This window comes from Vibrio sp. YT-16 (assembly GCF_033337405.1).
Classification (GTDB): Bacteria; Pseudomonadota; Gammaproteobacteria; order Enterobacterales; family Vibrionaceae; genus Vibrio; species Vibrio alginolyticus.
In genome coordinates, this window is record NZ_JAWOQQ010000002.1 from 572,159 (window position 1) to 597,857 (window position 25,699).

A 25,699-nucleotide genomic window follows, 5' to 3' on the forward strand; every position below is an offset into this window, starting at 1 on the left:
GGTGTGGAAAACTCGTAAATAGATAGTGTGAAATCATCAACTTGTACTTAAGTTATTTTACGTCGAAATAAAAGTATAGATGCGCTTCGTTTAGCGCATTTAGTATTGTTTTAACAATAACTTAAGGAAGAGCGATTATGCACCTTAAAAACGGCAACGCAGTGAAAAACGTGTTCACACTAAGCACACTCACCGCTTCTTGTCTTATGGCCTTCAATAGCTACGCAGCAGTTGACTGTGCCCCTCTAGAAACTTGGCAATCATCAAAAGTTTATAACGGTGGCGACCAAGTTCAGCATGAAGGTAATGCTTATAAAGCGCGTTACTGGACGCAAAACAACAATCCAGCGCAATCTGGTGAGTGGGGCGAGTGGGAAACACTTGGCGCTTGTGATGGCACTGGACCGGTTGATCCACCTCAGAATGAAGTCCCGACGGTTACTCTGACATCGCCTTCTGCGTCGGCTTCTGTGACTGCGGGTGATGTTGTTAACCTAGCTGCAGATGCGGCAGATACTGATGGGACTGTTAGCAAAGTAGAGTTCTTTGTTGATGGTGTATTAGTTGGTCAGGCAACGTCTGCGCCGTATGCTGCATCGTGGACAGCAACTGAAGGACAGCACGAGTTCTCTACCAAGGCCTATGACGATGCAGGTGCCGTTAGTACGGCAAGTGTTGTGACGTTAACTGTGGCATCAGCGCAACCTGGTAACGAAGCGCCGACAGTGGATGTCGCGCTTTCTGCGAGCTCTATTGACCTGGGTGGTTCCGTAACACTGACTGCAAATGCTACGGATGCGGATGGTACCGTTGCTAAAGTTGATTTTTATGTTGCAGGTGTGCTTGCTGGCACTGCTACAACAGCGCCATACACGCTGGATGTAACCCCTTCACAAGCTGGCTCATTAAGTGTTTATGCGAGAGCAACCGATGATGCTGGAGCAACAGCAGATTCTGCAATTGCGACGTTAACAGTAAACGGCGGCGCAGTGACATCTAATTGTCGTCCTGATGGTCTTTATCAAACAACGGGTGTAGATGTTCCTTACTGTTCTATTTATGACGAAGAAGGCCGTGAGAAAATGGGGGCTGATCACCCACGTCGTGTAATCGGTTACTTCACCAGTTGGCGATCAGGTGACGACCCACAATCGACTTACCTTGTTAAAGACATTCCTTGGGAACAACTTACTCACATTAACTACGCGTTTGTGAGCATTGGTTCTGACGGCAAAGTAAACGTTGGCGACGTAAATGATCCTAACAACCCTGCTACAGGTAAAACTTGGCCAGGCGTTGAGGTAGATCCTGCTCTTGGTTTTAAAGGTCATTTTGGTGCACTAGCAACTTACAAGCAAAAACATGATGTTAAAACGCTAATCTCGATTGGTGGTTGGGCTGAAACGGGCGGTCACTTCGATACGAACGGCGATCGTGTAGCTGATGGTGGCTTCTACACCATGACGACGAATGCGGACGGTTCTATTAATCATGCTGGTATTGAGAAGTTCGCAACTTCTGCCGTTGAAATGATGCGTCAGTACAAGTTCGATGGTCTGGATATCGACTATGAATACCCGACGTCAATGGCTGGTGCTGGTAACCCTTACGACAAAGACTTCATGGAACCACGTCGTCAGTATTTATGGGCGTCTTACCAAGAGCTGATGAAAGTATTGCGTGAGAAACTTGATGCGGCATCCGCGCAAGATGGTATTCATTATATGCTGACTATCGCAGCACCATCTTCAGGTTACTTGCTACGTGGGATGGAAACCTTCGATGTAACTAAGTACCTAGACTACGTAAACATCATGTCTTACGACTTGCATGGGGCTTGGAATGATCACGTTGGTCATAACGCGGCTTTATTCGATACAGGTAAAGACTCTGAGCTAGCGCAGTGGAACGTATACGGCACTGCTGCATACGGTGGTATCGGTTACTTGAACACAGACTGGGCTTACCATTACTTCCGTGGTTCTATGCCAGCAGGTCGTATTAACATTGGTGTTCCTTACTACACCCGTGGTTGGCAAGGTGTTACTGGTGGTGAAAATGGCCTTTGGGGCCGAGCAGCACTACCAAACCAAGCAGAGTGCCAACCGGGCACAGGTGAAGGTGAGAAGAACAACTGTGGTCACGGCGCTATTGGTATCGACAACATGTGGCATGATACCGACCCTAAAGGAAACGAAATGGGCGCTGGTTCTAACCCAATGTGGCATGCTAAGAACCTAGAAAACGGTATATGGGGCTCTTACGCAGCTGCTTACGGTCTTGACCCAGTTAATGATCCTTCAGATAAGTTTGTTGGTACTTATACTCGTCATTACGATAGCGTTGCTGTAGCACCTTGGTTGTGGAACGCGGAGAAGAGCGTATTCCTATCTACGGAAGATAAAGCTTCTATCGAGGTGAAAGCCGATTACGTTATCGATAAAGAGATCGGCGGTATCATGTTCTGGGAACTAGCCGGTGACTACAACTGTTACGTACTGGATGCAAATGGTAATCGTACGGAAGTAGATGCAACTGAACAAGCTTGTGCGGCGGGTAATGGTGAATACCACATGGGTAACACTATGACCAAAGCTATCTACGACAAGTTTAAGTCTGCGACGCCTTACGGTAACAAAGTAGCGACTGGTCCAACACCAACTGAAGCAGTAGACATTACTGTTAGTGTTGGCGGCTTCAAAGTTGGCGACCAAAACTACCCAATTAACCCAAAAATCACGTTTACAAATAACACTGGTCAAGCGATCCCTGGCGGTACTGAATTCCAATTCGATATCCCAGTATCTGCGCCGGACAACGCGAAAGACCAATCAGGTGGTGGTTTGAAAGTGATTGCTTCTGGACATACTCGAGCAAACAACATTGGTGGCTTAGATGGCGTAATGCACCGTGTGTCGTTCTCTCTACCAGCATGGAAAGACTTGCCGGCGGGCGGCACTTACGAGCTTGATATGGTTTACTACCTACCAATCTCTGGTCCGGCTAACTACTCAGTGATTTCTGGTGGTAAAGAGTTTGCGTTTAAGTTTGAACAGCCAGATCTACCAATTGGTGATCTCAATGCGGGCACGGGTGGTGGTACCACTGAACCAGGTACGTGTGATACGACAGGTTTAGTGACATACCCAGCTCTGCCACAAACGGATTGGGCAGGTAATCCAAGCCACGCTAACCAAGGTGATAAGATCATCCACAACGGTGTGGTTTACCAAGCGAACTGGTGGACAGCGGCTGAACCGGGTACAGATGGTAGCTGGTCAACGGTATGTAACATCTAATTATTATGGATTATTTGTTATAGCCTAATGTTTACGGGCACTTAAACAAAAGCGCACGATGATTATCGTGCGCTTTTTTGTTGTGATAGTTTGTCGTTTAATCAAATTGGTAACTTTCGGGTATGACGACAATACCTTTGTCTGAGATTTTAAATCGCTTCGCATCTTCAAGTTTGTTGATGCCAATTTGAGTATGTGGCGGAATACGAACATGTTTATCAACTATGCAGTTGACCAACTGACTTCCTTCACCGACTTCTACGTCATCAAAAATGATGGAATCGACTACCGTTGCACTATCTTGAATGCGTACATTAGAGGAAATAATGGAGTGCTGTACCGAGCCTCCGGAATTGATGACACCGGTAGCAATGATGGAGTTAATAAAAATGCCTTCATTACCCGTGGCCGACGATACAGTACGAGCTGGTGGAAACTGCGGCTCGTAAGTACGAATCGCCCAATTAGACTGATAAAGGTTCATTGGCGGCACAGGTTCTAGTAGATCCATATTCGCTTCATAGAAGGAATCAATGGTACCCACGTCGCGCCAATAGCAATCTTTATCGACGCGCCCTTTACTGCCACAGAATTGATAAGCGTAAACGGATTCGGTATCAATTAGCTTAGGTATGATGTCTTTTCCGAAGTCATGGCTTGATGAATCGAGTTTTGAGTCTTCTTCAAGCGCTTCTTTCAAAACATCCATATCAAAGATATATATTCCCATAGAAACAAGGCTTCTGGTCGCGCTTCCAGGAAGAGTAGGTGGGGTTTCAGGTTTCTCTATAAACGAAGTAACGAGCCCGTTTTCTGTAGTGCCCATTACACCGAATGCTGAAGCATCCTCTACGGGAACATCCATACAGGCAACGGTGAGCTTAGCACCTTTCTCTTTATGCTCTTCAAGCATTGCGGCGTAGTCCATTCGATAGATATGATCGCCGGATAACACAACCACATACTTTGCATCATTTCGCGATAGCAACCACATGTTGTGATAAATCGCATCGGCGGTTCCTTCATACCATGCACCACCTTTGCGCATTTGTGGTGGAACAGCAGTAATGTACTCGCCTAGCTCTGGATTGAATATCGACCAGCCGTCTCGTAAGTGTTTTTGAAGTGAATGAGATTTATATTGGGTTAAAACAAGGATCTTGCGTAAACCCGAATGTAAACAATTGGTTAGTGTGAAATCTATAATTCTATATTTTCCGCCAAAAGGTACGGCTGGCTTGGTTCTGTCATCGGTGAGTGGGCTGAGTCTAGACCCCATCCCTCCTGCTAAAATTACGGCGAGTGCGTCTTCCATAGTATTCCCTTTCCCTTTTCTGACATGCATCAAAACGGTGCTAACCTGAAGGAGGTGGTATGCAACGCAGAGGTTTTGAAAAGCATGTGCTAATGTGCTTATTAGTGAAAAGTCTACTACAAGAATCGAGCCATAGAATATCTCCTTAAAAATCAAGGAGGTTAAAATTTCACTGTAAGACAACTGCACCATATTAGTGAAGTGCTAAATAACCCGTGCATCAAATTGGCGCAAAATTGTAGAAAGGAGAAGTCAACAAGTATGGATTTACAATGTAAAGTGGCGACAAAACAAGAAGATAAATAGGGTTTTCTAGCTTAATAACTATGGCCAAACAAGGCTTAGGGTTAGCGTCTTAACTCTAAAGGTCTAAAACAGGCGCGTTGATGTAAGGCAGGAGAGCTTTGTATCAACGATTCAAGAGTAGAAGGCCTGAGACAACTCTTTTCACAGTTGTTGAGAGTGAGTGGATAGGTAAGTAGACCACTCACTCAATGAATATGCTCACTTCACTGATAGCGATACGTTATCACTGCACTAAGAGAGACCGACGATATTTCCTTCATCATCAAGATCTAAGTTCATAAATGCGGGTTTATCAGGTAAGCCTGGCATCGTCATCACGGTACCAGATAATGCATAAACGAATCCTGCACCCGCACACAAGCGCAGCTCGCGGATTGGGACGGTAAAACCAGTTGGTGCGCCTTTGACTGCGGAGTCTGTGGTTATCGATAGTGGTGTCTTCGCGATGCAAACCGCTAAGTTGTTAAAGCCTAATTGCTCAAAATGTTTGAGCTGTTCAGTCGCGATAGGAGTCATTTCTATATTGGTTGCTCCATAGCCCGCTTCACATACTGCCATGAGCTTTTCGAGTAATGATTGCTCTTTGTTGTATAACGGACAAAACTCTACAGGCGTGGTACACGCATCAATAACATGTTGAGCTAGTTCCGTTGCGCCTTGTCCGCCTTGCGAAAAAGCGGTGCTGATGGCTACTTTAACTTCGGGATTAAATTGGTGAATCAGATCTTCAAGAGCTTTAAGCTCTTTCACACAATCTTGTGGAAACTGGTTAATGGCAACGACAGCAGGTAAACCGTATTTATGAACGTTATTTATGTGCCATTTTAAATTTTCAAACCCAGCCTCCAATGCTGCTTGGTCCGGATTAAAGATGGAATCTGGAATAGCCATACCTGGCCGTAAATCGTAGTGTCCGGAATTCGCTTTGAGGCCGCGTAATGTTGCTACGATCACTACACAGTCTGGAGCTTTGTTAGCGGCAGCAGCTTTAATGTTACACGCTTTCTCAAATCCCATATCCGAACCAAAACCGGCTTCAGTTACCGTGTAACCTGACAGTTTTAGCGCAATATCGTCCGCGATAATGGATGAATTTCCATGGGCGATGTTTGCAAATGGACCTGCATGGATCAACGTAGGAACACCTTCTAGAGTTTGCATCAGTGTTGGTGCAATCGCCTCTTTTAGTGTTACTGCTATTGCTCCTGCAACTTGTAGATCTTCCGTAGTGACGGGGTTTCCGTTCAAATCGTACGCTACGACAATTTTCCCGATACGTTGACGTAAATCTTTTAAATCTTTGGCTAGTGCAATGATAGCCATTAACTCGGAAGCGGCTGAAATATCGAACCCTTCGTCACGCTCGAAACCATTGATGGTTTTTCCTGCATCATTGAGGCCAATTTTGACTTTACGTAGTGCACGATCATTATGGTCCATCACTCGTTTCCAAGTAATACTTGCCGTGTCGATTTTAAGTGCTCTTAACCCGGTGCGTGATTCAAAGGCATCATAACCCTCGCGTTGCTCATGGAACAAGCGAGCGTCAAGAGCGGCTGAAGCAAGGTTGTGCGCCGCTGTCACTGCGTGAATATCACCAGTAAGGTGTAAGTTTAACTCTTCCATTGGAGCTACTTGAGAATAACCGCCGCCCGCTGCGCCACCTTTAATACCGAAGACGGGTCCCATCGAAGGTTGCCTTATACATGCAATAACAGATTGATTAAGCTTTGCTAGACCTTGCGCCAAGCCTATCGTCGTAACGGTTTTTCCTTCGCCAAGAGGAGTCGGCGTGATCGCAGTGACGAGTACAAGTTTACCGTCATCATTTGCTTTGAGTCGTTCCAAACATTTTGGGTGGACTTTGGCTTTGTGCTTCCCGTGAGTGTCATACTCTTCGGGTGATAGTCCTACTTTTTCCGCGATAACATCAATAGAAGAAAGTGGTGTTTTTCGGCAAATTTCGATATCTGACTGCATGGAGAATCCCCAAAGTGGCACTCAGGTAGCGTTGAAAAACTACCTGAGTTATAACGAGTATTATTGTGAGGCAAAGGTCTGCTTGGTGATGGTACTGTTTCGGTTAGGCTTGTAAAGAGTTTACTGCTTCGTATTGTGCGACATACTAACGAAATCTACTCGTTATAGTGCTAGATAAAAACAAAAAGGCCACCAAATGGTGACCTTGATATATTTTAGCTTTAAAGCTGTCGTTTTAACGATCCCAATAAGTCTCTTCTAAGCTATCTTCTCGTTCAGGAAGCGCTCGCGATAGGCGAGGAGAGTGCTGCGTCAACACTTCATAGCTTACTCGGTTTGCGTATTTACAGATCTGAGAAAGCGAGGAGTAGGTTAAGCATCGTACTTCGTGCTTTTCTGAGTTAGGCACTTCTTTTTGGTGGAAAGAGTTTGCTGCCATGTCATGCAGTAAGGCTGAAAGGGCTGCATCACCCGCACCGTTAGTGTTCTTAATCTCTAGTGGTCCACCAAGGTAAGGGCCGATGTGAGAGTAGACCTTCATTGGGTTTTGACAGTCTTCTTTACGCATCGCACGACTAAACTCGTACTGGTTAAAGGCTTCGAGGGAGCTTTCAAGGATGTCGTGTGTGGTTTCTCGTTTTACTTTCTCGTCGGTGTAACCAGCCATGTACAGACCATTTGGTCCTGCTGTACAAAGTACGAGATCAACCCACTCAAGTGCTTTATCAGCAGCTGCTAGTGGCTCTGTTTCACCTGTTAGCGCCGCACCTTCTTCTTCATTCATAGCGACAACAGAAATGTTTTCGCGAATGTATTCTTGCCACCACTGTGCGTTACCTTCGATAACGTACTTCGTCCCTAACGTAAGTACAACAGGGACATCGTGCTTCTTAGCAAAGTCGATCGCTCTTTGTACCGCTTTAGGCATTGGATCTTCTTCTTTACCACGCATTAGGTAAGAAGAAACAACCAGGGCTGATGCTTTCTCAAAGATCTCTTCAGGAATGCTTTCCGGAAGTAGTTGATTCATATGACCTTCGTTGATAGCAAATGTACGCTCACCGTCTTGAGAAATTAGGGTGTAGCAGCGACCAATAGGGCCATCTACCGTTTGTAAATGGTTAAGGTTCATGCGTGAAGACGTACGGCAAAGGTAGCGATAAGCAAAAGAACCGACTTGAATGTTCTTAGACATCACACCGAGCAAAACGGATTTGCTATCGGCTAAAACTGAGTAGTTGTGAAGAGTATTGCCAATCGTGTCACCTGGGTATTGGTGTGTGATCAGGCCTTGCTCAACCAGTTCTTCGTAAAGTGCATCTGCTTTGCTTTCTTCAAGAACGAGCGAATGTCCTTTACTCAGGTTGTATTTCTCTAAAAACGCGTCATCTACACGTGCTTCGATATCTACAATGGTTTGACCGACACCAACAATAGTTGGGCGATATAGCTTAGGTGCCTGTCGGATTTGGTTTACTAATGGATCTCGAGCGTGAGTTGGGAAGTAGTGTTTAGATTTACGCTGACCAGGAAACTTCATGCTTGTTCTTGAGTGAGAAAAAAAAGAGGCGGGATTGTATCACAAAAAAATGAAAATCGTGGCGATTTATTACAAAGAAGTCAGCTCGCTGAAAAAATCAGCGAGCTGAGTAAATAGCAACCAAAGCAGCTGCAATTTATGACGCTTGTCGTATTGCAATGGGTTGTTTTTTAAACTTGTTGCTCAGCAGCGCCCGGAAAGAGCCTGCTCCGCGCTAACTAAATTTACCCGCGTTACTTTTTCACTTCAGTTGGCTCAACGTAAGCCTTGGTACCCCAAAGTGGGACTGTCGAAAGGCTATGCTTAAAACTACCATCGGTCTCTTTTGTTGTATAAGACAAGTAGAGTAAGGTTTGGTTATCGGCATCATAAATACGGCGAACCTTCATTGTTTTGAAGAAAATGCTTTTTGACTTCTTAAATACAATTTCACCGGACTTACTCTTATCTATTTTTGCAATCATTTCCGGTGTGATTTCGCCAGTCTGACGACATGATATTGAGCTATCACTTGGATCCGCTAAGCTGAAATCCGCTTCGATAGAGGCGATGTGACATGTGACACCTGTTACCACTTCGTCTTTCAACTCACCGACTTTGATGTCTTTCAAAGTAAACCAACCGAGCCCCACGTCAGCAACATCGTTATCTGAACAACCAACTAGAGTAGTAGCAAGCAATGCACTTAACAGCATCTTTTTCATTATTTTTGTCCTTAACTAGGAAAGATATTGATGAAATCTATCAGAGGTTTGCACCTAAAACAAAATTTAGCCACGGAAAGGTCTATGTGCGCTAGGTTTGTTGCGGGCTTCATGCTAATGTACTGCTCTAAACGAAGGTATCAAGATGAATGAACAACAGTTAGCCAGTATCGAGCGTAAAAATACATGGCTGTATGATCTGGTCGAAGTTGAATTTCCGACACCAGAGAGTTTGAAAGGGCGCGATGTCTATTTCAAAACGCTAGAAAAAGCAACGTATCAAGTAGTCGACAAAGACACACTACTGGAAAGTGACTCTGAATTTAACCCCGACGACATTTTTCTGGTCGATTTTCATCGACTGACCATTATGTTCTCTATCTTGCAATCTCAGCGCTGGGAACAGCAGCATGATAAAGATATGATCATTGAATATCTGACACAGATTATCCTCACGCCAGATTTTGAATTATATGTTGGTTTTAAATCAGGAGTCCCAATTGGTGCTGCTATTGTTAGCCATCTCGAAGGAAATACACTCATCTCTGATGTTGCTGTTTCTGAATCAAAATACAAAAGCTCGTTTGTGGCTGATCTGGCTAAAAGACTAAGCACCGAGCAAAAACTGTTAGACTCAGTGGTTATCGAAGACTAACTTACACATCAATGTGCATAAAAAGTAAAGCAAGATGACGTTGGGTGATCTTGCTTAGAAAAACTGTAATTGCTCCCTTCTATTTCCATGAAATGCCAAGCTCGTCGTTTCAACAATCCCAAACTCAAATAAGATTAATCCAAACATTCTTAAAATCAGCTTGGGCTTGAGCCTTTAAGACGTCTGGAGATGGCTATGGCAATTACCAATATTAAGTGCGTGATATTTGACTGTGATGGTACGTTGGTCGACAGCGAAAGACTGTGTTGCCAAGCGCTCGTCAATGTATTTAACCAGCATGGGGCTGCGTTAACGATGGAAGAGTGCGTTTCTCACTTTAAAGGAGGAAAGCTCGCTGACATCCTTTTAGATACTAAAGAATTGAAAGATATCAAAGTCCCAATTGATGTTTTAGAGCCGCAATACCGAGAAGAAGTCCAGTCTCTTTTTGTGCGTCACTTACAGCCGATGGATGGCGCAAAACGATTAATTCAGTTTTTGGATTCGCATAATATCGAATATTGTGTGGCGTCTAATGGACCTAAAGATAAAATTGAATACGCTTTGGAGTTAACCGGTTTACTCGATGCTTTCCGAGGGAAAGTGTTCTCGGCATTCGATGCGAATAGTTGGAAGCCTGAGCCCGATTTAATCATGTACAGTGCTATGAGCATGGGCTTTTTACCAAGTGACTGTCTTTATATTGATGACACTCCTAAAGGAGTTGAGGCGGGACTAAACGCCGGTATCAAAACGGTGCAGTTATTTAATGGTGAAGCTATCAATCGTGTTGATGACGAGCGTGTAATTCGCATCCATCATTTAGATGAATTAAAAGAGCAGCTGTGTGGCTGCTCTGTTTGACCTATTAATGGCAAACCGGACTTAAGCTGTGGATGTGCTTAAGTTTAGACTGTAGGTAAGGCGTTTGATGTAGACATTGGATAGATGAGAAGTTTTTTGTATGAAATCCGCAAGCAGCGCATGTGAATTTCTCGCCATCCGATGAAATGAGATATTCATCTCCTTGGCAGAGTGGGCAATTCAGGTTCTCTATGTCTTTTGTGTCTTTGTAATTATTCATATTGTTTTCCAGCAGCAAATTGGAATTGGCAAGATCAAGCATAGCGGAACGCTTTGTTTAAGAACATTATTTCATCCGGTACAGCGAGAACTTGAGATTCACTTCAAATATCCACTTGGATGTCGTAGAAAATATCGAAGGTAATAGTTGAACACGGCTTAAAGAAAAGGGCTCCTTAAGGAGCCCTTGTTGATCATAAGTTCCACAACGTTATGCGGTGCGGTAGCGTTGTAATATCTCACCAAGAGAAACGGAGGCTTGCGTGAGATTAGCGACGCCAGCGGTAGATTGCTCCGCCACTTCTCTGATTGTGCTTGATTGACTACGAATTTCTGAAAGTTCCGATGCAATATCGTTAGCAACTGCGCTTTGTTCTTCAGCAGATGTGGAAATCTGAATGCTCATGTCCATTAATGAGCGTGCTGACTCGGCAATAGAGGTAACATCATGGCCGATTTCATCAATAAGCTGGCTGCTGGTTTGAGCTTGCTGAACGGTTCGGTTGGTGATTGAAGCAATGTTCTGGCTCTCAATTTGAAGCTTCTCAATCATGGCTTGGATCTCTACTGTTGCCTGTTGAGTTCTGCTTGCTAATGTACGTACTTCATCGGCAACCACTGCAAATCCACGACCTTGTTCACCAGCACGGGCTGCTTCGATTGCTGCGTTTAGCGCCAACAGATTAGTTTGTTCTGAAATGGCGTTAATCGTTGTGATCACGTCATTAATCTGCGTCGTATTCTCGTTTAAATTGGTTACTGACGTAGAGGCTTGTTCAATATAGCTAGATAACGTCTCTATCTCGCCAATCACGTTTTGTACACGGCTTCTGCTTAGTTCGATCTTCTGGGCATCTTGGTCTGACTGCGTCGTTGCTTGTTGAGAAATACTTGATACCTCCTTTGCAGAGGCTGTCATTTCTTCCATTGCCGTCGCGACTGAATCAAGCGTTTGATATTGATGAGATATCTGGGTTTCACTCAACTGCATATCTTTTTCGAATGCAGAAGATGTCTCGCTCAACATCGTTGCATTATTTTTAACACTATTAACCAGTTCACTTAAGGTATCCATAGACTTGTCTAGCGCACAGCCGATGGTACCGAATTCATCTCGACCAGGATGGAAACCAAGACGAGAGGTTAAGTCACCGTCACCAATTTTTTCGGTTGTTGTATATAAAACCCACAGAGCTCCTCCGATAAACGTTGCCACCCAGTAAGAGAATAGGGCAAAAGGAATAACCCATAAGAAGCTGAGTAATAGTGACGATAGAGCTGATGATTTTAACGATTCGTATTGTGTGGACACATTTTGAGTCAGCTTAATCACTTCTCCAGAATGCAACTTGGCATAAGCGGTGACAGACCCATCGACAAAAGAACTCTCGCTTACGCGGTTCGATTTCGATACGCCGTCAATTTCTGTAGCGCGGTTTGATTGAGCATCAACGATACCAGAAAGCTTCGCTTCGCTCGCCGAGATGGCTTGCTGCTCAAATTGTTGTATTTCATTGAAGTAGCGGCTTCCAGCCACTGAAGTGAGGGCTACTAAAAACAGTAGGAATATAACCCACATTTTGTCGTTGATAGACATCTTGATAAACAGCCTGTCTATCGTTCTAAACTCAACTTCTCTCATTTAAAGCTCCATTAGAGATAAAAGATATTGACCAAATCTATTGCTATATCGAAACAAAATATGCGAAGTTAATCAGCAAAATATGTAACGAAGACTAAATTTAGTTTAAGAAATGAGATCTAAGGACGCCTATAACAGTATGTTATATCTTTAAATTGACATGAATGTTGATAAAAGAGTCATTTCTCTAAAGTGTTAAGTGGATATGAAACCTAATTGCAATCGTTTACTTTTGATTATGCTCATAGGTTTTTAAATCTTTACTTCTCGCTGTCATGAATGTGTCATATAAAGACTATAAAAAGGAGTTGCTGATGTGGATATGGCAAGAGCCAGGCCGTCAGCAAGTAAAAGCAAGAGAGCTTAAAATAAAGGAGGTCACAATGAGCGACCAATACCAAAACGATGAGAGCCTAGAGCTGCTAGATGCGCTTGAAATTGGCATTATCTTGTCGGAATACGTTGGCTCAGACAACGAAGCCGAATAGCGGAACACTCTCATCTCGTCGTAATTGACGTTATACTAGGTTCATGTCACACCAAGCCCTAGAGGCCAAAACTGGCGTCGAATGAACTTTCTAGCCCACCTGCATATCGCAGAACACAGTAACAGCCATTTATTGGGAAACTTGCTTGGAGACTTCGTAAAAGGAGATCCAAGCAAGCTGTATGATCGCGATATCTCAAATGGCATCAGATTACATAGATTTGTTGACCGTATTACTGACCATCATCCAATCGTCAACGAATGTAAGCCTCATTTCACTGGTGTTGCGAGACGTTTTGCACCTATCGCTTTAGATATGTTTTGGGATCATTGCCTCGCAAAACACTGGAACGACTTTCACTCCGTGTCTCTCGAACACTTTGTAAAAACGGCATACGAGAGAGTAAACCGAGAGGTTCATGAACATTTGCCGCCACGTTTTTTGGTGCTCCACAGCAGAATGTGGCATGGCCGATGGCTTCAATCCTATCAAGATCTAGACAATATAGAATTTGCACTACATCGGATGTCGCAAAGAAGCCCTAGAATGGCAGACTTAACCACAACATTTAAAGTGATTGAAAGTGATTACACCGAATTAGAGGAGAAGTTCTCGTCACTTTATCGAGATGTTTTGCGCCAGTCGTATGATTTTCAGCAACAGCTTAATGACTCAACTCAATGAGATAGAAAAGTAGTATGGCTTTAGGGGCTCTGGTAAACTCTGCGCTCCAAAAATAATGAGGTTACACATGTCAGTTAATTTTGCTGATTTAGGCATCGAACAAAAGCTAATCGAGACGCTAGGCAATCTAAATATCGTGACGCCAACACCAGTGCAAGAAAAGTCAATTCCACACGTCCTTGCAGGAAAAAACTTACTTGCTGCTGCACAAACTGGTACGGGAAAAACGGCTGCGTTTGGTTTACCTATCATACAAACCGTTCAGCAAAAGAAACTTAACGGCACACCTCAAGCATTGATTTTGGTTCCAACACGCGAGCTTGCACAGCAGGTATTTGATAATTTGAATCAGTACTCGGCAGAAACAGAACTTCGCATTGTGTGTGTTTATGGTGGTACAAGCATTGGCGTACAAAAGAGAAAGTTAGAAGAGGGCGCTGATATTTTGATTGCCACGCCAGGCCGCCTTTTGGATCACCTGTTTAATGGTAACGTAAACATCTCTAAAACCGGTATGCTCGTGTTAGACGAAGCCGACCGTATGTTAGATATGGGATTTTGGCCTGACTTGCAGCGCATCTTCCGACGTTTACCTGCAGAGAAACAGATCCTATTGTTCTCTGCGACATTTGAGAAGCGAATCAAAACTATTGCGTATAAACTCATGGAATCGCCAGTTGAAGTCGAAGTTTCACCAGCAAATACGACTGCTGAAACGGTAACACAAATGGTTTATCCAGTGGATAAAAAACGGAAACGTGAATTGCTAGCGTACTTAATTGGCTCGCGGAATTGGCAGCAAGTGCTGGTATTTACAAAAACGAAGCAAGGCAGTGATGAGTTAGCGAAAGAGCTCAAGTTAGATGGCATCAAAGCGGTTTCTATCAACGGCGATAAATCACAAGGTGCCCGCCAAAGAGCTTTGGATGAATTTAAACAAGGTAAGGTACGTGCTTTGATTGCAACCGATGTGGCAGCACGAGGGTTAGATATTCAAGAGCTAGAACAAGTCGTGAACTTTGATATGCCATTCAAAGCAGAAGATTATGTCCATCGAATTGGCCGCACTGGAAGAGCAGGAAAGTCAGGTTTGGCGGTTTCTCTGATGAGTAGAGATGAGGAGTACTTGTTGCAAGCTATCGAGAATCTGCTTGATCAACGCTTACCCCAAGAATGGCTGGCAGGTTTCGAACCAAGTCTTGTAGAAGAAGTTGAGCCTGAACAAAATGGGGGTGGGCGTCGTCGTAGTCGTTCATCTGAGAAGCGTAAGCTAAAAGCAAAATTGGCGATTCATAAGAATCGTGGTAAATCACGTAGCTCTCGCTAAACCGCGCAAACTTTTGCTCTTACATAGTCAGGCTGTTTTTGCCTCTTCATAGGCGTCTAACGTTTGGGGGATAGCAAGTAGGTACCCTTGATACATATCGAAACCGAGCTTTTTCATTAAGCGAAGTTGATGCTCGGTTTCAATTCCTTCGATAACGGTTTTAGAGCATAACGCTTTTGCGAGTGATAATGCATCGTTAAGCGCTTTAAAATCACCGTTTTCATACCTTAGCAATAAAGAGCGATCCATCTTGATTATATCTGGGCAAACGCTTCTCACTCGCTCAGTTGTCGATGCATTGACGCCATAATCGTCAATCGCTAATTTAAATCCTTCAAGACTTAACTCCCGAGCAGCTTGAGACAAAGAGAGTTCATCCTCCACCTTCAATTCAAGTAACTCCATGACGATTTGTTCATTCATCAAATGCGATTCATAAATGGTTTGTTTTAGCAGTCGGTTATACGTGATGTCTTTGACTAGTATCTCTGCCGCTACCGGTAATACATTGAGAAACAATTGTTTTGTGTGAAAACGAGACTGAGAGAAATTTTTGATATGGATTAGACGACTTAAGCGTTCAACATTGAGCAAATCTTGAGTGGGAGTCGCTTTGGATTGGAAAAACTGATCTGGCCTAACCATGTTGCCATTGGCATTGCTAATTCTTACCAGTGCTTCAAGGCCAACGATGGAAATATCGTTCTTATATATGGGTTGAAAGACACTGCGGAGAGTGAAGTTCGCGTATTTCGCAATATACTGCCCGTCGGCTTGTTTCCGGATGCAACTAAGTAGTTGCGAGATGCTCATCATTGTTACCACAACCTAAATCAATGTCTCAACATCAGCGTTATCGCGCTAATTTTTCTATTTCATTGGCAATGAATCTAAGTGTGCTCATTAACTCAAGCAAGAACGATGGTAATGGATGGGTAGGTTTGTCGAGTGACATCAAACAAATTGATGAAATAATTGATAATCTCAGCACTTCAATTTGATGCTACCATTGCAGTACGGCATACAACTGCAAATATTTTCTGACTAACTGCTGTTTGTTCGAACGCCGTAAAGGATGCCCAAACTTAATGTAACAAGGGCTAATACCGAATCGAGTGTCCAACGATTGCGTGAGTTGCGACTCGCTGGTGTACAGTGTGATTCCTTGTTCTGTGTATTCGTTGATCTGATCGGGTAGTTCACCCATCCACCAATGAAGCAATTCTCGGCTCGTTTTGCTGCGACTTATCCAATGATCGCAAACCAAAAAGAGTAGGTCATTAGGCTGTAAGGCATAGCCATATTCACTCTGCCATTCCGTAATTGATGAGAGTAAGTTTTCCCGGCAAGATTTTCCGGCACTGACCATATGGTGACTCAGAACCCAGACAGTGCCAATGTCGGATGAAATTCGATAGTGATGGGGAAGGTCTGGAGAATCCAACACTTCGATTGGCTTTATCACGCAGTTGTATCCAAAGTGACGAAAAGTATGTTCCATCCTTCTTGAAAACGCGAGACCAAGATGATGCTCACTCATGCCTTGGTTATGCACCGCAGGGTAATGCTTTTCACACAGCTTAAGACAGTCGTCTTGAAAATCATTAACACTTTGAATAACTAGGTCGAGTAGCAAAGAATATCCCTTAATAATTACAAAACGAACTGCAAAAGGTTAGCATAGTCTTTTGAGAATAGACTAATTTACTTCGGCAACTTCTTGATCTAAACACCAAATTTCTCACAAATGACCGTGTCTAATCTTTAATAGAGCAACACGAAAGAAGCAGAAGTTGAACAAAAATTTGAAAGGGAAAAAATGATAAAGCTAGAACGCGCACAAAAAGAGGCGTTGGCCACCGCCATTCAAGATTACATGCAAGACGAGCTAGATGTTGAAATTGGCCAGTTCGATAGTGAGTTTCTAATTGATTTTATTACAGAAAAACTAGGACCAATTTATTATAACAAGGGTGTTGAAGATGCTAAGTTACTGGTTGAACGCAGAATGTTAGAAGTTTCCGAAGAGCTGTATGAGATAGAACAAGAAATTAAGCTGTAAGTTTCAGTTTTACAAACGATTTAAAGTTCCTTCAAAAAATTCGAACAACTTGATAGATACGGCACCATTGGCTGGATGTAAATGATGGTAAATAATCTGTTTCATATGACGTAAATAGGTTAATGTAGTGTTTCTTGCTCAGCATTAACTTAGGAATATATCTAGGAACTTGAGATGGATACACTGGTAAAGAATTACAACCTTACTGCACGCGTGATGCATTGGTTATCAGCGCTGTGCATTATTGGTCTATTTGCAGTGGGTTTGTGGATGGTCGATCTTAGCTATTACAGCGAATGGTATCGAACTGCGCCGCATTACCATCGCTCTGTCGGTATTTTACTCGCTATTTTAACTTTGGCACGCATCGTATGGAAACATGTGACGGCGTCACCAAAGGTAGAAGGCAAACGTTACGAAGTGCTTGCTGCTAAAGCAGCGCATGGTGTCATGTACCTACTATTGGTCACCATCTTTGTTTCAGGTTACCTCATTTCAACGTCTGATGGACGCGGCATCGAAGTGTTTAATTGGTTCACCGTGCCAGGAGCGGGAGAGTTATTCCCAGGCCAATCAGATATTGCAGGTGAGATTCACTTCTATGCAGCTTGGGCAGTCATCCTGATTGCAGGTTTACATGCTATTGCTGCACTAAAACACCACTTTATCGATAAAGACAACACATTAAGAAAAATGTTAGGAGCTTCAAAATGAAAAAGTCACTTTTCGCTACAGGATTAGCTATCGCTATGGCACTGCCATTTGGTGCGCAAGCTGCAGATTATGTCATCGATACCAAAGGTGCTCACGCTTCAATCAACTTTAAAGTTAGCCACTTGGGTTACAGTTTCATCAAAGGTCGTTTCAATACATTTTCTGGTGACTTTTCTTTTGATGAAAACAACATTGCTGACTCAAAAGTAAATGTTGTTGTTGATACAACCAGCCTAGATTCAAACCATGCTGAACGTGACAAACACATTCGTAGTGGTGACTTCATCGATGCTGGTAAATACAGTGAAGCAACCTTTACGAGCACAAAAGTGGTTGATAAAGGCAATGGCAAACTAGATGTAACTGGTGATCTAACGCTACACGGTGTTACTAAGCCTATTACTATTGAGGCTGAATTCGTTGGTGCTGGCAGTGACCCATGGGGCGGCGAGCGCGCTGGCTTTGTTGGCAACACTCGCCTAGAGCTTGCTGACTTTGACATCCCAGTAATGGGTGCTTCAAGCTACGTCGATATGGAACTTCATATCGAAGGTATTAAGAAGTAATTAGTTCCTTTTAGATACACTAAAAGCGCTCTTCACTTGAAGAGCGCTTTTTTATTATCTTAATCACATCACTAACATCGATAAACCCGTCAGTGATAGCGATTGAAAGCCAATAGACGTTGTAAATGTTTAGCGAATTACGCTGTTTCTAACTCGCTTTTTTCCACTAGGTTTAAACGCTCACCAAAAATCGGGCGTAGTGCTTTTAATACTTCAGTACGAGTAACCACCCCGACCATCTGCCCATTTTCAAGCACAGGAAGCACTTGTGGCTTACTTACTTTGATACTTTTAGCGCGTTCTTCGAGAGACAAAGACGTCAAGCGAGTGGCAATACCCATACTGCTCGCTGGGTACAACTGCTCTTTATCGATACATAGGAATTCCACAACATCAACGAGGCGATCACCAGCGTCAATTGCAACCACATCTCGGCTCATGATGTCTACGACTTTTTGGTCTTTCACCGGAATGTAGTCCTCACACCATAGTTCTACCATCACATCGTGAGCAGAGAAGAAGCCAACTAATCGATTTTGTACGTCTACAACAGGTGCGCTAGTTACGTTGTTATCAAGTAACACATCCAGCGCGGCTGCAATTGGCGTTTCTGCACGAATGGTGACTGGTTTTTGGTTCATAATGTCTTTAACAAAAGAAGCATTTTTCATGGTGAAATCCTTAACTGACGACAGTGTTGTAGTTGTAGTGATAGAAGAAATATTCGCTGCTTTTAGTTCTGGTCGGCGAAAAATACACCAGTTTGAAAGGCCAACTAATACCGCTCCGCCGACGATGTTGCCAAGCGTGACAGGAATTAAGTTAGCGGTAATAAAGTGGCTAATGTTTAGGTCTGTGTATTGTGACGCGGGCACACCGACAGATGCCCAAAAAGATTCAGGTGCAAAATTCGCGATAACAATACCAAGTGGAACCATAAACATGTTCGCAACACAGTGCTCAAAACCGCTGCTGACAAACATTGCCACAGGCAAAATTGTCATTGCTGCTTTTGTCATTGCATTTGCAGAACTAAATGTCAGCCAAATCGCTAGGCAGACCAACAGGTTACAGAGAATACCGAGTGCAAACGCTTGAATGAGAGTGTGGTGAAGTTTGTGTTGTGCGATGTTAAGCGCATTTAATCCCCATTGACCGCCATCCATCTGATAAAGACCAGCAGCAGTAACCAGCGCAAGTAGGAACATCGCACCAATAAAGTTACCAACGTAAACTTTGCCCCAGATCGAAAGCATCTTACCGAACGAGATTTGTTTATTGGCCCAAGAAATACTGGATAGGACGGAGCTGGTAAATAATTCACCACCGCAGATCACGATGAGGATCAATCCCATGCTAAATGAGAGTCCACCAGCTAGGCGGCTCAAGCCCCAACCAGCGCCCGTACTGCCGGTGGTCACCGTGATGTAAAACAAGAATGCTAACCCGATGAACGCGCCGGCCATAATCGCGAGGCTTAATGTCATACTGCTGGTTTTGTTTGCCTTACTTAACGCAAATTTTTCCGCTTCAACCATCATCTCTTTTGGAGAAAAATACTGGTGATTTTGAGAACTGGTCACCGCCATATTGACTCCTTAATTTGTAATCGCATAAAAAATCCTTGGTTATTAACTCAAAAATGAAATTGTTGTTTTTATTAAGAGCCTCAACGACTTCGGTTTCAAAACCATTGAGGCTTGCGGTGTTCCCGAACCGCGTAATCAGAATAGGGAGAACGGTTAGTAAGGTAAAATTGATAATATTTAGAAACCTCATCAAATTAATTGATAACTTTACGGGGCCAGGTAAAATGAACTCTATTGCTTATTGGGGCATGCTTTAACAATTGTGGGGATTGGGAAATACCCACTAATAATGGAGGACACTTTGCGCTACTCACTTAAGCAATTAGCGGTTTTCGACGCAGTTGCAGATACCGGCAGTGTAAGCCAAGCCGCAGAAAAATTGGCTTTGACACAATCAGCGACGAGTATGTCGCTTGCGCAATTAGAGAAGATGCTTGGCAGGCCGTTGTTTGAGAGGCAAGGCAAGCAAATGGCGTTAACCCATTGGGGGATGTGGTTACGACCAAAAGCAAAACGCTTGCTACAAGACGCATTGCAGATTGAAATGGGCTTCTATGAGCAACATTTATTGAGTGGTGAGATTCGTATGGGAGCGAGTCAAACACCAGCAGAGCACTTAGTTCCCGACCTTATTAGTATCATTGATAATGACTTTCCAGAAATGCGTATTTCCCTCGGTGTACAAAGTACAAAAGGGGTGATTGATGGGGTATTAGATTACAAGTATGACTTAGGGATTATTGAAGGGCGCTGTGATGATAACCGTTTACACCAAGAAGTATGGTGTCGTGATCATCTTACTGTTGTCGCAGCTTCTCATCATCCTTTTGCGCGTAATCAGTCTGTTAGCCTTGCGCAGTTAGAGCAAGCGAAGTGGGTACTAAGAGAGCATGGCTCTGGCACACGAAAAACATTTGATAGTTCTATTCACCACCTTATTGAAGATTTGGATGTGTGGCGCGAGTACGAACACGTTCCGGTGTTACGTAGTTTAGTTGCTAATGGTCAGTACCTTACTTGCTTACCGTATTTAGATGTAGAGCGATATATAGAAGCAGGTCACCTTGTGGCATTAAATGTACCTGAGTTAAAAATGGAAAGGACGCTTTCATTTATATGGCGTTCAGATATGGCAGAAAACCCATTAGTCGACTGCATTAAAAGAGAGGGGCTGCGAATGATGAAAGGGAAGCCTTCAGTTCTTTAAAGGTTGATTAAATATGCCTACGAGATGAGTTGGTTTATTCCCTAAATCTGTTGATTTATCGGTTGCGTCAAACTTTTAATGTAAATTGTGAAAATAATAATATCTTATTGTGATCAATATCACCGATAAGCTGAGCTGATGTATCTAACATGTGTCCTTGATTTCAATGTATGAAGGCAGTTATTGAACCATATAGGTACGATAATAGCCGAGTAGGTATGACTACCATGACGACACTTTTAGCTATTTCTATTACTACTGGAATTTTATCTGGCGTATGGGGTTGGATCGCCATCTCTTTAGGTTTGCTTTCTTGGGCTGGTTTTTTAGGTTGCACGAGCTACTTTGCAGCGCCAACGAGCGGATTGAAAGGACTAGGCATCAGCTTAATCACCAATATGACAGGCGTATTCTGGGCAATGGTAATTATTCACGGTTCCACTTACGTGGGGTTGGAAATTATTGGCTATGTGATTACCGCTATTGTGGCATTCTTCATGTGTATTCAAGCTAAACAGGCTTGGCTCGCGTACATCCCTGGTACTTTTATTGGTTCATGCGCAACATTTGCGGCTGACGGAAACTGGCAACTTGTCATTCCATCGTTGTTGCTAGGTGGTGTGTTTGGCTATCTAATGAAAGCGACAGGGCTATGGTTGCATACGAAATCAACCGCTACTTCTTCTTCGCTTGCTGAGCAAGCACAGTAGTGAACCCCCGATCTTATTGGTATCCACTGTGTATTGAGTTTTATCCCTCTCAATACCCTTAATCAAAATTAATGATGTTTGATACAAGCACACCAAATTGGTGTGCTTTTTTTGTATTACAAGACAATACGCTGAGTGTGAAATACGCCTAACTCATGTATTGCCGTTGGCCATGGTAACAACGCGTTTAAGTGTCCAGCGCAGAAGAACAGGAATACACTCCATGCCTTTCACTTCACAATGAGAAACAATAGCCAAAGCTAAGTCCGGTTTTGCATGTTTTTTCAAAACACGATTTACGACTTTTTTAGCAGGGATAGGGTGGTCATGAGGAACTTTGATGATGTCCTTAAAGAAAAGTTCAAAACCATTGTTGTACAGAAAGTGCTCGATGTCTCGGTCGGGTAACTCCGTAAGTCGATGCCTTTCCTGATCATGGTCGAGCTGTGCTCGCACTGCATGCGCGTACTTTTTCCCTGCTGGGTCGCCATCAGTAACGACATGCCAATCAATACCAAACTCTTTTGCTACTTTGATGAGTGATTTTAGACCTGATTGAGCAAACTCAACGATTTGAACCCCTTCGGCAGCCAAGTCATACCCGCATTGACGAGCCAGTTCATGAAAAAGCCAAACTTCGGTTTCGCCCTCAACAAGTAACCAGCACCGCGCAAATAATGCTCCTGAACGATGAAAACGAATATGGAAACCAATTCGGCGCAACTCATCTCGACCAAACTTTGTTGAGTTTAAACTCTTAGCGATGGTTCTGTCTGATAGCCGAATTAAACGTCGAATTGAATACAGTGGAACAGAACCGAGTAACGTGCCACTGTTGGTGGTTAATATCTTTTGCATTGGCAACAATTGCAATAAGGACCACGCTCTCGCTAGATGAGTTGGATGCAGTCGACCTTCTGGATCTTCAATGATCAGTATTGGTCTCGCACAGCGCCTTAAATCGGTGGGACCCTTAGCTTGAAGATAGGCATTGAGTAACCCCATTAAAAGCAAACGGCTTTGTTTGTCATTGGTTTCTTTCAAGAACTGACTCAAACCTTTATCAGAGGAAGGGCTTGTATAGAAAAGACCATCACGAGGTTTGCGTGGGTTACCTTTACTGACACTTCTGAACGCAAAATAGTGTTCAACAAGCGTTTGCATTGAGTCGAGGCTACTACGAATCTCACCTTTATTCACATGGCCAGGCATAGCCAATAAGCGTCGACAGGTGTTGTTGATTCGTTTTTCAATCCGAGCATTTTTACCATCGCCGTTGACATGGTTTAAATCTGGGAAGCGTCGGGAGTCACGTAGTCGGATTACAGGATGAAGTGTCATTAACTCAATAGCGAGTTTCTCTGAGTGGTGAAGTTTTTTGGGTTTGCCGTTATGATCCAAAAACGCGTACTCTGTATTAATGCCGTGCTCATCGCGAGACGCACTAATACGATAGTAAATGACTTGCTCACCATCTTCGTTGGTGCACCATGTAGGCTTTATGCGTCTGTAGCGTCCCGCTTTTACTTCGTTTTTATCCTGTGCTTTAAAACAAACAATGATCTGTAAGTGTTGTGTTTGTGGATGAGAAATTGAGTAGTCAACGTGAAAATCTTTCAGTTTGAATTGATACAATGAGCCATTGGCAGGTAATGCGATGGAAAGGGCATCGAGTAATGATGATTTGCCCCACGTGTTTTCACCGATAAGCGTGGTGAGTTCGTCAAAAGAGAGTGAAAGGCGTTTGATGCCTCTAAACCCGGAGATTTCGATGCGTTCTAGTCTCATCTCAATCCTCCTTGCAATTATTTGAATTATCGAGAGTTATTTTGCTACTCCTAAGCATATATGAATTCGGAATTTTTGAGTTAAGCTCAGTTCACAAAATTACGAGAGCCTCTTACTGAATAGAGACCGTTACAAGCGAGGCTTGCTTTCAAAGCCAGGGGACAGCATCGTGATCACTTAAACATGAAATCCTAAATCGCAGTTTCATAAAATTCATGATTCTGTCATGATTCACTTCTTATTATTATAAGGAATGAAAAAAGAGAAGATGAAGATGAATAACAATCATAAGCCAGTGAGAATCAAACTGGCACACATCAATGACACACATTCCTACTTTGAACCAACGTCATTACAGTTAAAGCTTAAGATAAACAATGAACTCACGCTAGAACCCTATGTCAGTGCTGGCGGCTTTTCTCGTATCGCAACCAGAGTCGAGCAGTTAAGAGATGATGCTCAGCGCCAAGGTCATGGGATGTTGTTCCTCCATGCCGGAGATTGCTTCCAAGGCACGCTGTATTTCTCACTATTTAAAGGCAAAGCCAATGCCGACTTATTGAACGCATTAAAGATTGATGCAATGGCGTTAGGTAACCATGAATTAGATATGGGGAATGAGCCAGTTGCATTGTTTTGCCAACGTACTCAGTTCCCATTGCTTGCTGGCAACTGGGATTTATCCAATGAATCACTTAAAAAACCTCACCGTATCAGTGATTGCAAGGATGTATATAGTTACCAACCGGATACACAGAGCGCTCAATACATTGTTAAAGAATTCCATGGTGAGCGGGTCGCGATTTTCGGATTATCCATAGATAAAATGAGCGACATCGCAAACCCTGATGCAGACACGCCTTTTCACTCAGCAATTGAAACCGCCAAGGCGACCGTAAAACAAATCCATTCATCAGGTATAAAAAATATTATTCTTCTGAGCCACTTAGGTTATGAAGGTGATTTAGAGTTAGCTGAGCAAGTCGCAGGTATTGGTATAATTGTTGGTGGACACAGCCACCGGTTGCAAGGTGATTTTTCATCAATAGGGTTAGGACAAGACGATCCCTACGGTATCAAAATTAATGATACCTATGTGGTGCAAGCGGGTTTCCATGCTTTGACAATGGGGCACTGCGTCATTGAGTTTGATGAACACGGTAAAGCAACGATGTTGAGTGGACAAAATGAACTGTTGCTTGGTCGACGTATTTTTTGGGACTCGACGCTAAACCAACAGCTCGACCAAGATGTATTCGAAACCGCGTGCGACTTCATCCATGGTCAACCGAATGTCGTGGTTTGTAAGAAACACCCGGAAACTCAAGCGATCCTGAGCGATAAATATATTCCTCAGGTCAGGCAGTTACAGTCACAAGTCATTGCTAGTGTTGACACCAAAAAGCGTCATGTGAGAATTCCCGATGAATTTGGTGAGAGTAAGTTGGCTTCCTCCGTTGCCCGATCATTTCTGCACTGTTTAAACAAACGTGGATATGACGTTCAATTTGCAATTCATAATGCGGGTGGCGTGCGAACCTCTTTGAACCCTGGCAACATCACAGTGGCAGACATTGCCGGACGGCTGTTGCCTTTTGCCGTTCCTATCGGCTTTTACGATGTAAAAGGCAGCGCTATTCGCCGTGCACTTGAAGGCGCGATAAATAATGCACTCAACAATGGCGTAGAAGGCACTGGATCTGGCAGTTATCCGTACACTTACAATTTAAACTTCGAGTACCACGCAGATGCCCCAAAAGGTGAAAGAGTTCAATCATTAGTGATTTTTGATGGTAAACAATGGGTAGGTGTTCAAGATGATGTTTGGTATCGAGGGACTTCTTCTGCCTATACGATGAAAGGGAAAGAGGGGTACGACGCATTGCAGGAGATGAAAGGAGAAGGGCGTGTGACCAGTTTGTCCATGGCTGATTGTTTTATTGAACTCCTGACCGATGAGCCAAACTGTTTGAATCAAAGTCACAAACTTTACACAAAGCGACGTCGATAATAGATACTGGTATTGATTTTGCTGCTCTC

At 43.4% G+C, this 25,699-nt stretch carries 21 protein-coding genes; 12 read left to right on the top strand and 9 right to left on the bottom strand.

All coding sequences use genetic code 11. The features are described from left to right. Positions 1 to 137 precede the first annotated feature (137 nt). Positions 138 to 3,299 carry a chitinase C-terminal domain-containing protein gene (locus tag R7F07_RS05805; RefSeq protein ID WP_171342927.1) on the top strand — a complete coding sequence of 1,054 codons (3,162 nt, stop codon included), beginning with the start codon at positions 138 to 140 and terminating at the stop codon, positions 3,297 to 3,299. A 97-nt stretch (positions 3,300 to 3,396) separates the two neighbouring features. Here the strand turns inward: R7F07_RS05805 and glgC are convergent, their stop codons facing one another. The 4 genes from glgC to R7F07_RS05825 all read right to left on the bottom strand — a co-directional run bounded on the left by glgC (position 3,397) and on the right by R7F07_RS05825 (position 9,144). Next, positions 3,397 to 4,614 carry a glucose-1-phosphate adenylyltransferase gene (glgC, locus tag R7F07_RS05810; protein ID WP_025767797.1) on the bottom strand — a complete coding sequence of 406 codons (1,218 nt, stop codon included), beginning with the start codon at positions 4,612 to 4,614 and terminating at the stop codon, positions 3,397 to 3,399. Positions 4,615 to 5,151: 537 nt separating this feature from the next. Then, positions 5,152 to 6,900 (bottom strand): formate--tetrahydrofolate ligase, encoded by a 1,749-nt coding sequence (locus R7F07_RS05815; RefSeq protein WP_171342928.1) that lies wholly within the window; start codon positions 6,898 to 6,900, stop codon positions 5,152 to 5,154. Between the two features lie 235 nt (positions 6,901 to 7,135). Continuing rightward, complete coding sequence (locus R7F07_RS05820; protein WP_005376376.1) at positions 7,136 to 8,440, bottom strand: inosine/guanosine kinase; 1,305 nt, start codon at positions 8,438 to 8,440, stop codon at positions 7,136 to 7,138. Between the two features lie 233 nt (positions 8,441 to 8,673). Further along, positions 8,674 to 9,144, bottom strand: a complete 471-nt coding sequence (locus R7F07_RS05825; RefSeq protein ID WP_005397614.1) for a CreA family protein — start codon at positions 9,142 to 9,144, stop codon at positions 8,674 to 8,676. Positions 9,145 to 9,289: 145 nt separating this feature from the next. Between R7F07_RS05825 and R7F07_RS05830 the strand changes: the two genes are divergently transcribed. Together R7F07_RS05830 and R7F07_RS05835 are read left to right on the top strand one after the other, a co-directional pair. After that, positions 9,290 to 9,799 (top strand): hypothetical protein, encoded by a 510-nt coding sequence (locus R7F07_RS05830; RefSeq protein WP_017634184.1) that lies wholly within the window; start codon positions 9,290 to 9,292, stop codon positions 9,797 to 9,799. 195 nt (positions 9,800 to 9,994) lie between these two features. Then, positions 9,995 to 10,663, top strand: coding sequence for an HAD-IA family hydrolase (locus R7F07_RS05835; RefSeq protein ID WP_017634183.1), 669 nt, complete (start codon positions 9,995 to 9,997; stop codon positions 10,661 to 10,663). Positions 10,664 to 11,093: 430 nt separating this feature from the next. Here R7F07_RS05835 and R7F07_RS05840 read toward each other — a convergent pair whose 3' ends face one another. Further along, positions 11,094 to 12,524: a methyl-accepting chemotaxis protein gene (locus R7F07_RS05840; protein ID WP_005376380.1), complete on the bottom strand. Its 1,431-nt coding sequence runs from the start codon at positions 12,522 to 12,524 to the stop codon at positions 11,094 to 11,096. Positions 12,525 to 12,838: 314 nt separating this feature from the next. Between R7F07_RS05840 and R7F07_RS05845 the strand changes: the two genes are divergently transcribed. The 3 genes from R7F07_RS05845 to R7F07_RS05855 all read left to right on the top strand — a co-directional run bounded on the left by R7F07_RS05845 (position 12,839) and on the right by R7F07_RS05855 (position 15,023). Continuing rightward, positions 12,839 to 13,012, top strand: a complete 174-nt coding sequence (locus tag R7F07_RS05845; RefSeq protein WP_017820948.1) for a hypothetical protein — start codon at positions 12,839 to 12,841, stop codon at positions 13,010 to 13,012. An 81-nt stretch (positions 13,013 to 13,093) separates the two neighbouring features. After that, positions 13,094 to 13,696: an ACP phosphodiesterase gene (locus R7F07_RS05850; RefSeq protein WP_053303599.1), complete on the top strand. Its 603-nt coding sequence runs from the start codon at positions 13,094 to 13,096 to the stop codon at positions 13,694 to 13,696. Between the two features lie 67 nt (positions 13,697 to 13,763). After that, entirely contained in the window at positions 13,764 to 15,023 is a 1,260-nt protein-coding gene (locus R7F07_RS05855) for a DEAD/DEAH box helicase (RefSeq protein WP_005376383.1), read from the top strand. A gap of 27 nt (positions 15,024 to 15,050) precedes the next feature. On the opposite strand, the gene R7F07_RS05860 is transcribed toward R7F07_RS05855, so the two are convergent. Next, positions 15,051 to 15,839 (bottom strand): EAL domain-containing protein, encoded by a 789-nt coding sequence (locus R7F07_RS05860; RefSeq protein ID WP_017634180.1) that lies wholly within the window; start codon positions 15,837 to 15,839, stop codon positions 15,051 to 15,053. Positions 15,840 to 16,026: 187 nt separating this feature from the next. After that, positions 16,027 to 16,659 (bottom strand): hypothetical protein, encoded by a 633-nt coding sequence (locus R7F07_RS05865; RefSeq protein WP_005376385.1) that lies wholly within the window; start codon positions 16,657 to 16,659, stop codon positions 16,027 to 16,029. A gap of 183 nt (positions 16,660 to 16,842) precedes the next feature. Between R7F07_RS05865 and R7F07_RS05870 the strand changes: the two genes are divergently transcribed. The 3 genes from R7F07_RS05870 (at position 16,843) to R7F07_RS05880 (ending at position 18,365) form a co-directional block, all read left to right on the top strand. Beyond that, positions 16,843 to 17,085 carry a DUF2164 domain-containing protein gene (locus R7F07_RS05870; RefSeq protein ID WP_042520836.1) on the top strand — a complete coding sequence of 81 codons (243 nt, stop codon included), beginning with the start codon at positions 16,843 to 16,845 and terminating at the stop codon, positions 17,083 to 17,085. Between the two features lie 174 nt (positions 17,086 to 17,259). Continuing rightward, positions 17,260 to 17,799 carry a cytochrome b gene (locus R7F07_RS05875; protein WP_005390157.1) on the top strand — a complete coding sequence of 180 codons (540 nt, stop codon included), beginning with the start codon at positions 17,260 to 17,262 and terminating at the stop codon, positions 17,797 to 17,799. Next, on the top strand, positions 17,796 to 18,365 hold the full coding sequence (locus R7F07_RS05880) for a YceI family protein (RefSeq protein ID WP_017634178.1): 570 nt from the start codon (positions 17,796 to 17,798) through the stop codon (positions 18,363 to 18,365). Before R7F07_RS05875 ends, R7F07_RS05880 begins: the two co-directional genes overlap by 4 nt. Positions 18,366 to 18,502: 137 nt before the next feature. On the opposite strand, the gene focA is transcribed toward R7F07_RS05880, so the two are convergent. Further along, on the bottom strand, positions 18,503 to 19,954 hold the full coding sequence (gene focA, locus R7F07_RS05885) for a formate transporter FocA (protein WP_171342929.1): 1,452 nt from the start codon (positions 19,952 to 19,954) through the stop codon (positions 18,503 to 18,505). 301 nt (positions 19,955 to 20,255) lie between these two features. Between focA and R7F07_RS05890 the strand changes: the two genes are divergently transcribed. Together R7F07_RS05890 and R7F07_RS05895 are read left to right on the top strand one after the other, a co-directional pair. Then, on the top strand, positions 20,256 to 21,161 hold the full coding sequence (locus tag R7F07_RS05890; protein ID WP_005376369.1) for a LysR substrate-binding domain-containing protein: 906 nt from the start codon (positions 20,256 to 20,258) through the stop codon (positions 21,159 to 21,161). Positions 21,162 to 21,388: 227 nt separating this feature from the next. Next, positions 21,389 to 21,871, top strand: a complete 483-nt coding sequence (locus tag R7F07_RS05895; RefSeq protein ID WP_017634175.1) for a DUF1097 domain-containing protein — start codon at positions 21,389 to 21,391, stop codon at positions 21,869 to 21,871. 153 nt (positions 21,872 to 22,024) lie between these two features. Here R7F07_RS05895 and R7F07_RS05900 read toward each other — a convergent pair whose 3' ends face one another. Beyond that, the gene (locus R7F07_RS05900; RefSeq protein WP_171342930.1) at positions 22,025 to 23,659 is read right to left on the bottom strand and encodes an ATP-dependent endonuclease; all 1,635 of its coding nucleotides are present in this window, start codon (positions 23,657 to 23,659) and stop codon (positions 22,025 to 22,027) included. A 268-nt stretch (positions 23,660 to 23,927) separates the two neighbouring features. Here R7F07_RS05900 and R7F07_RS05905 point away from each other — a divergent pair, with 268 nt between their 5' ends. Further along, positions 23,928 to 25,670: a bifunctional UDP-sugar hydrolase/5'-nucleotidase gene (locus R7F07_RS05905; protein WP_318110463.1), complete on the top strand. Its 1,743-nt coding sequence runs from the start codon at positions 23,928 to 23,930 to the stop codon at positions 25,668 to 25,670. Positions 25,671 to 25,699: the final 29 nt, after the last annotated feature.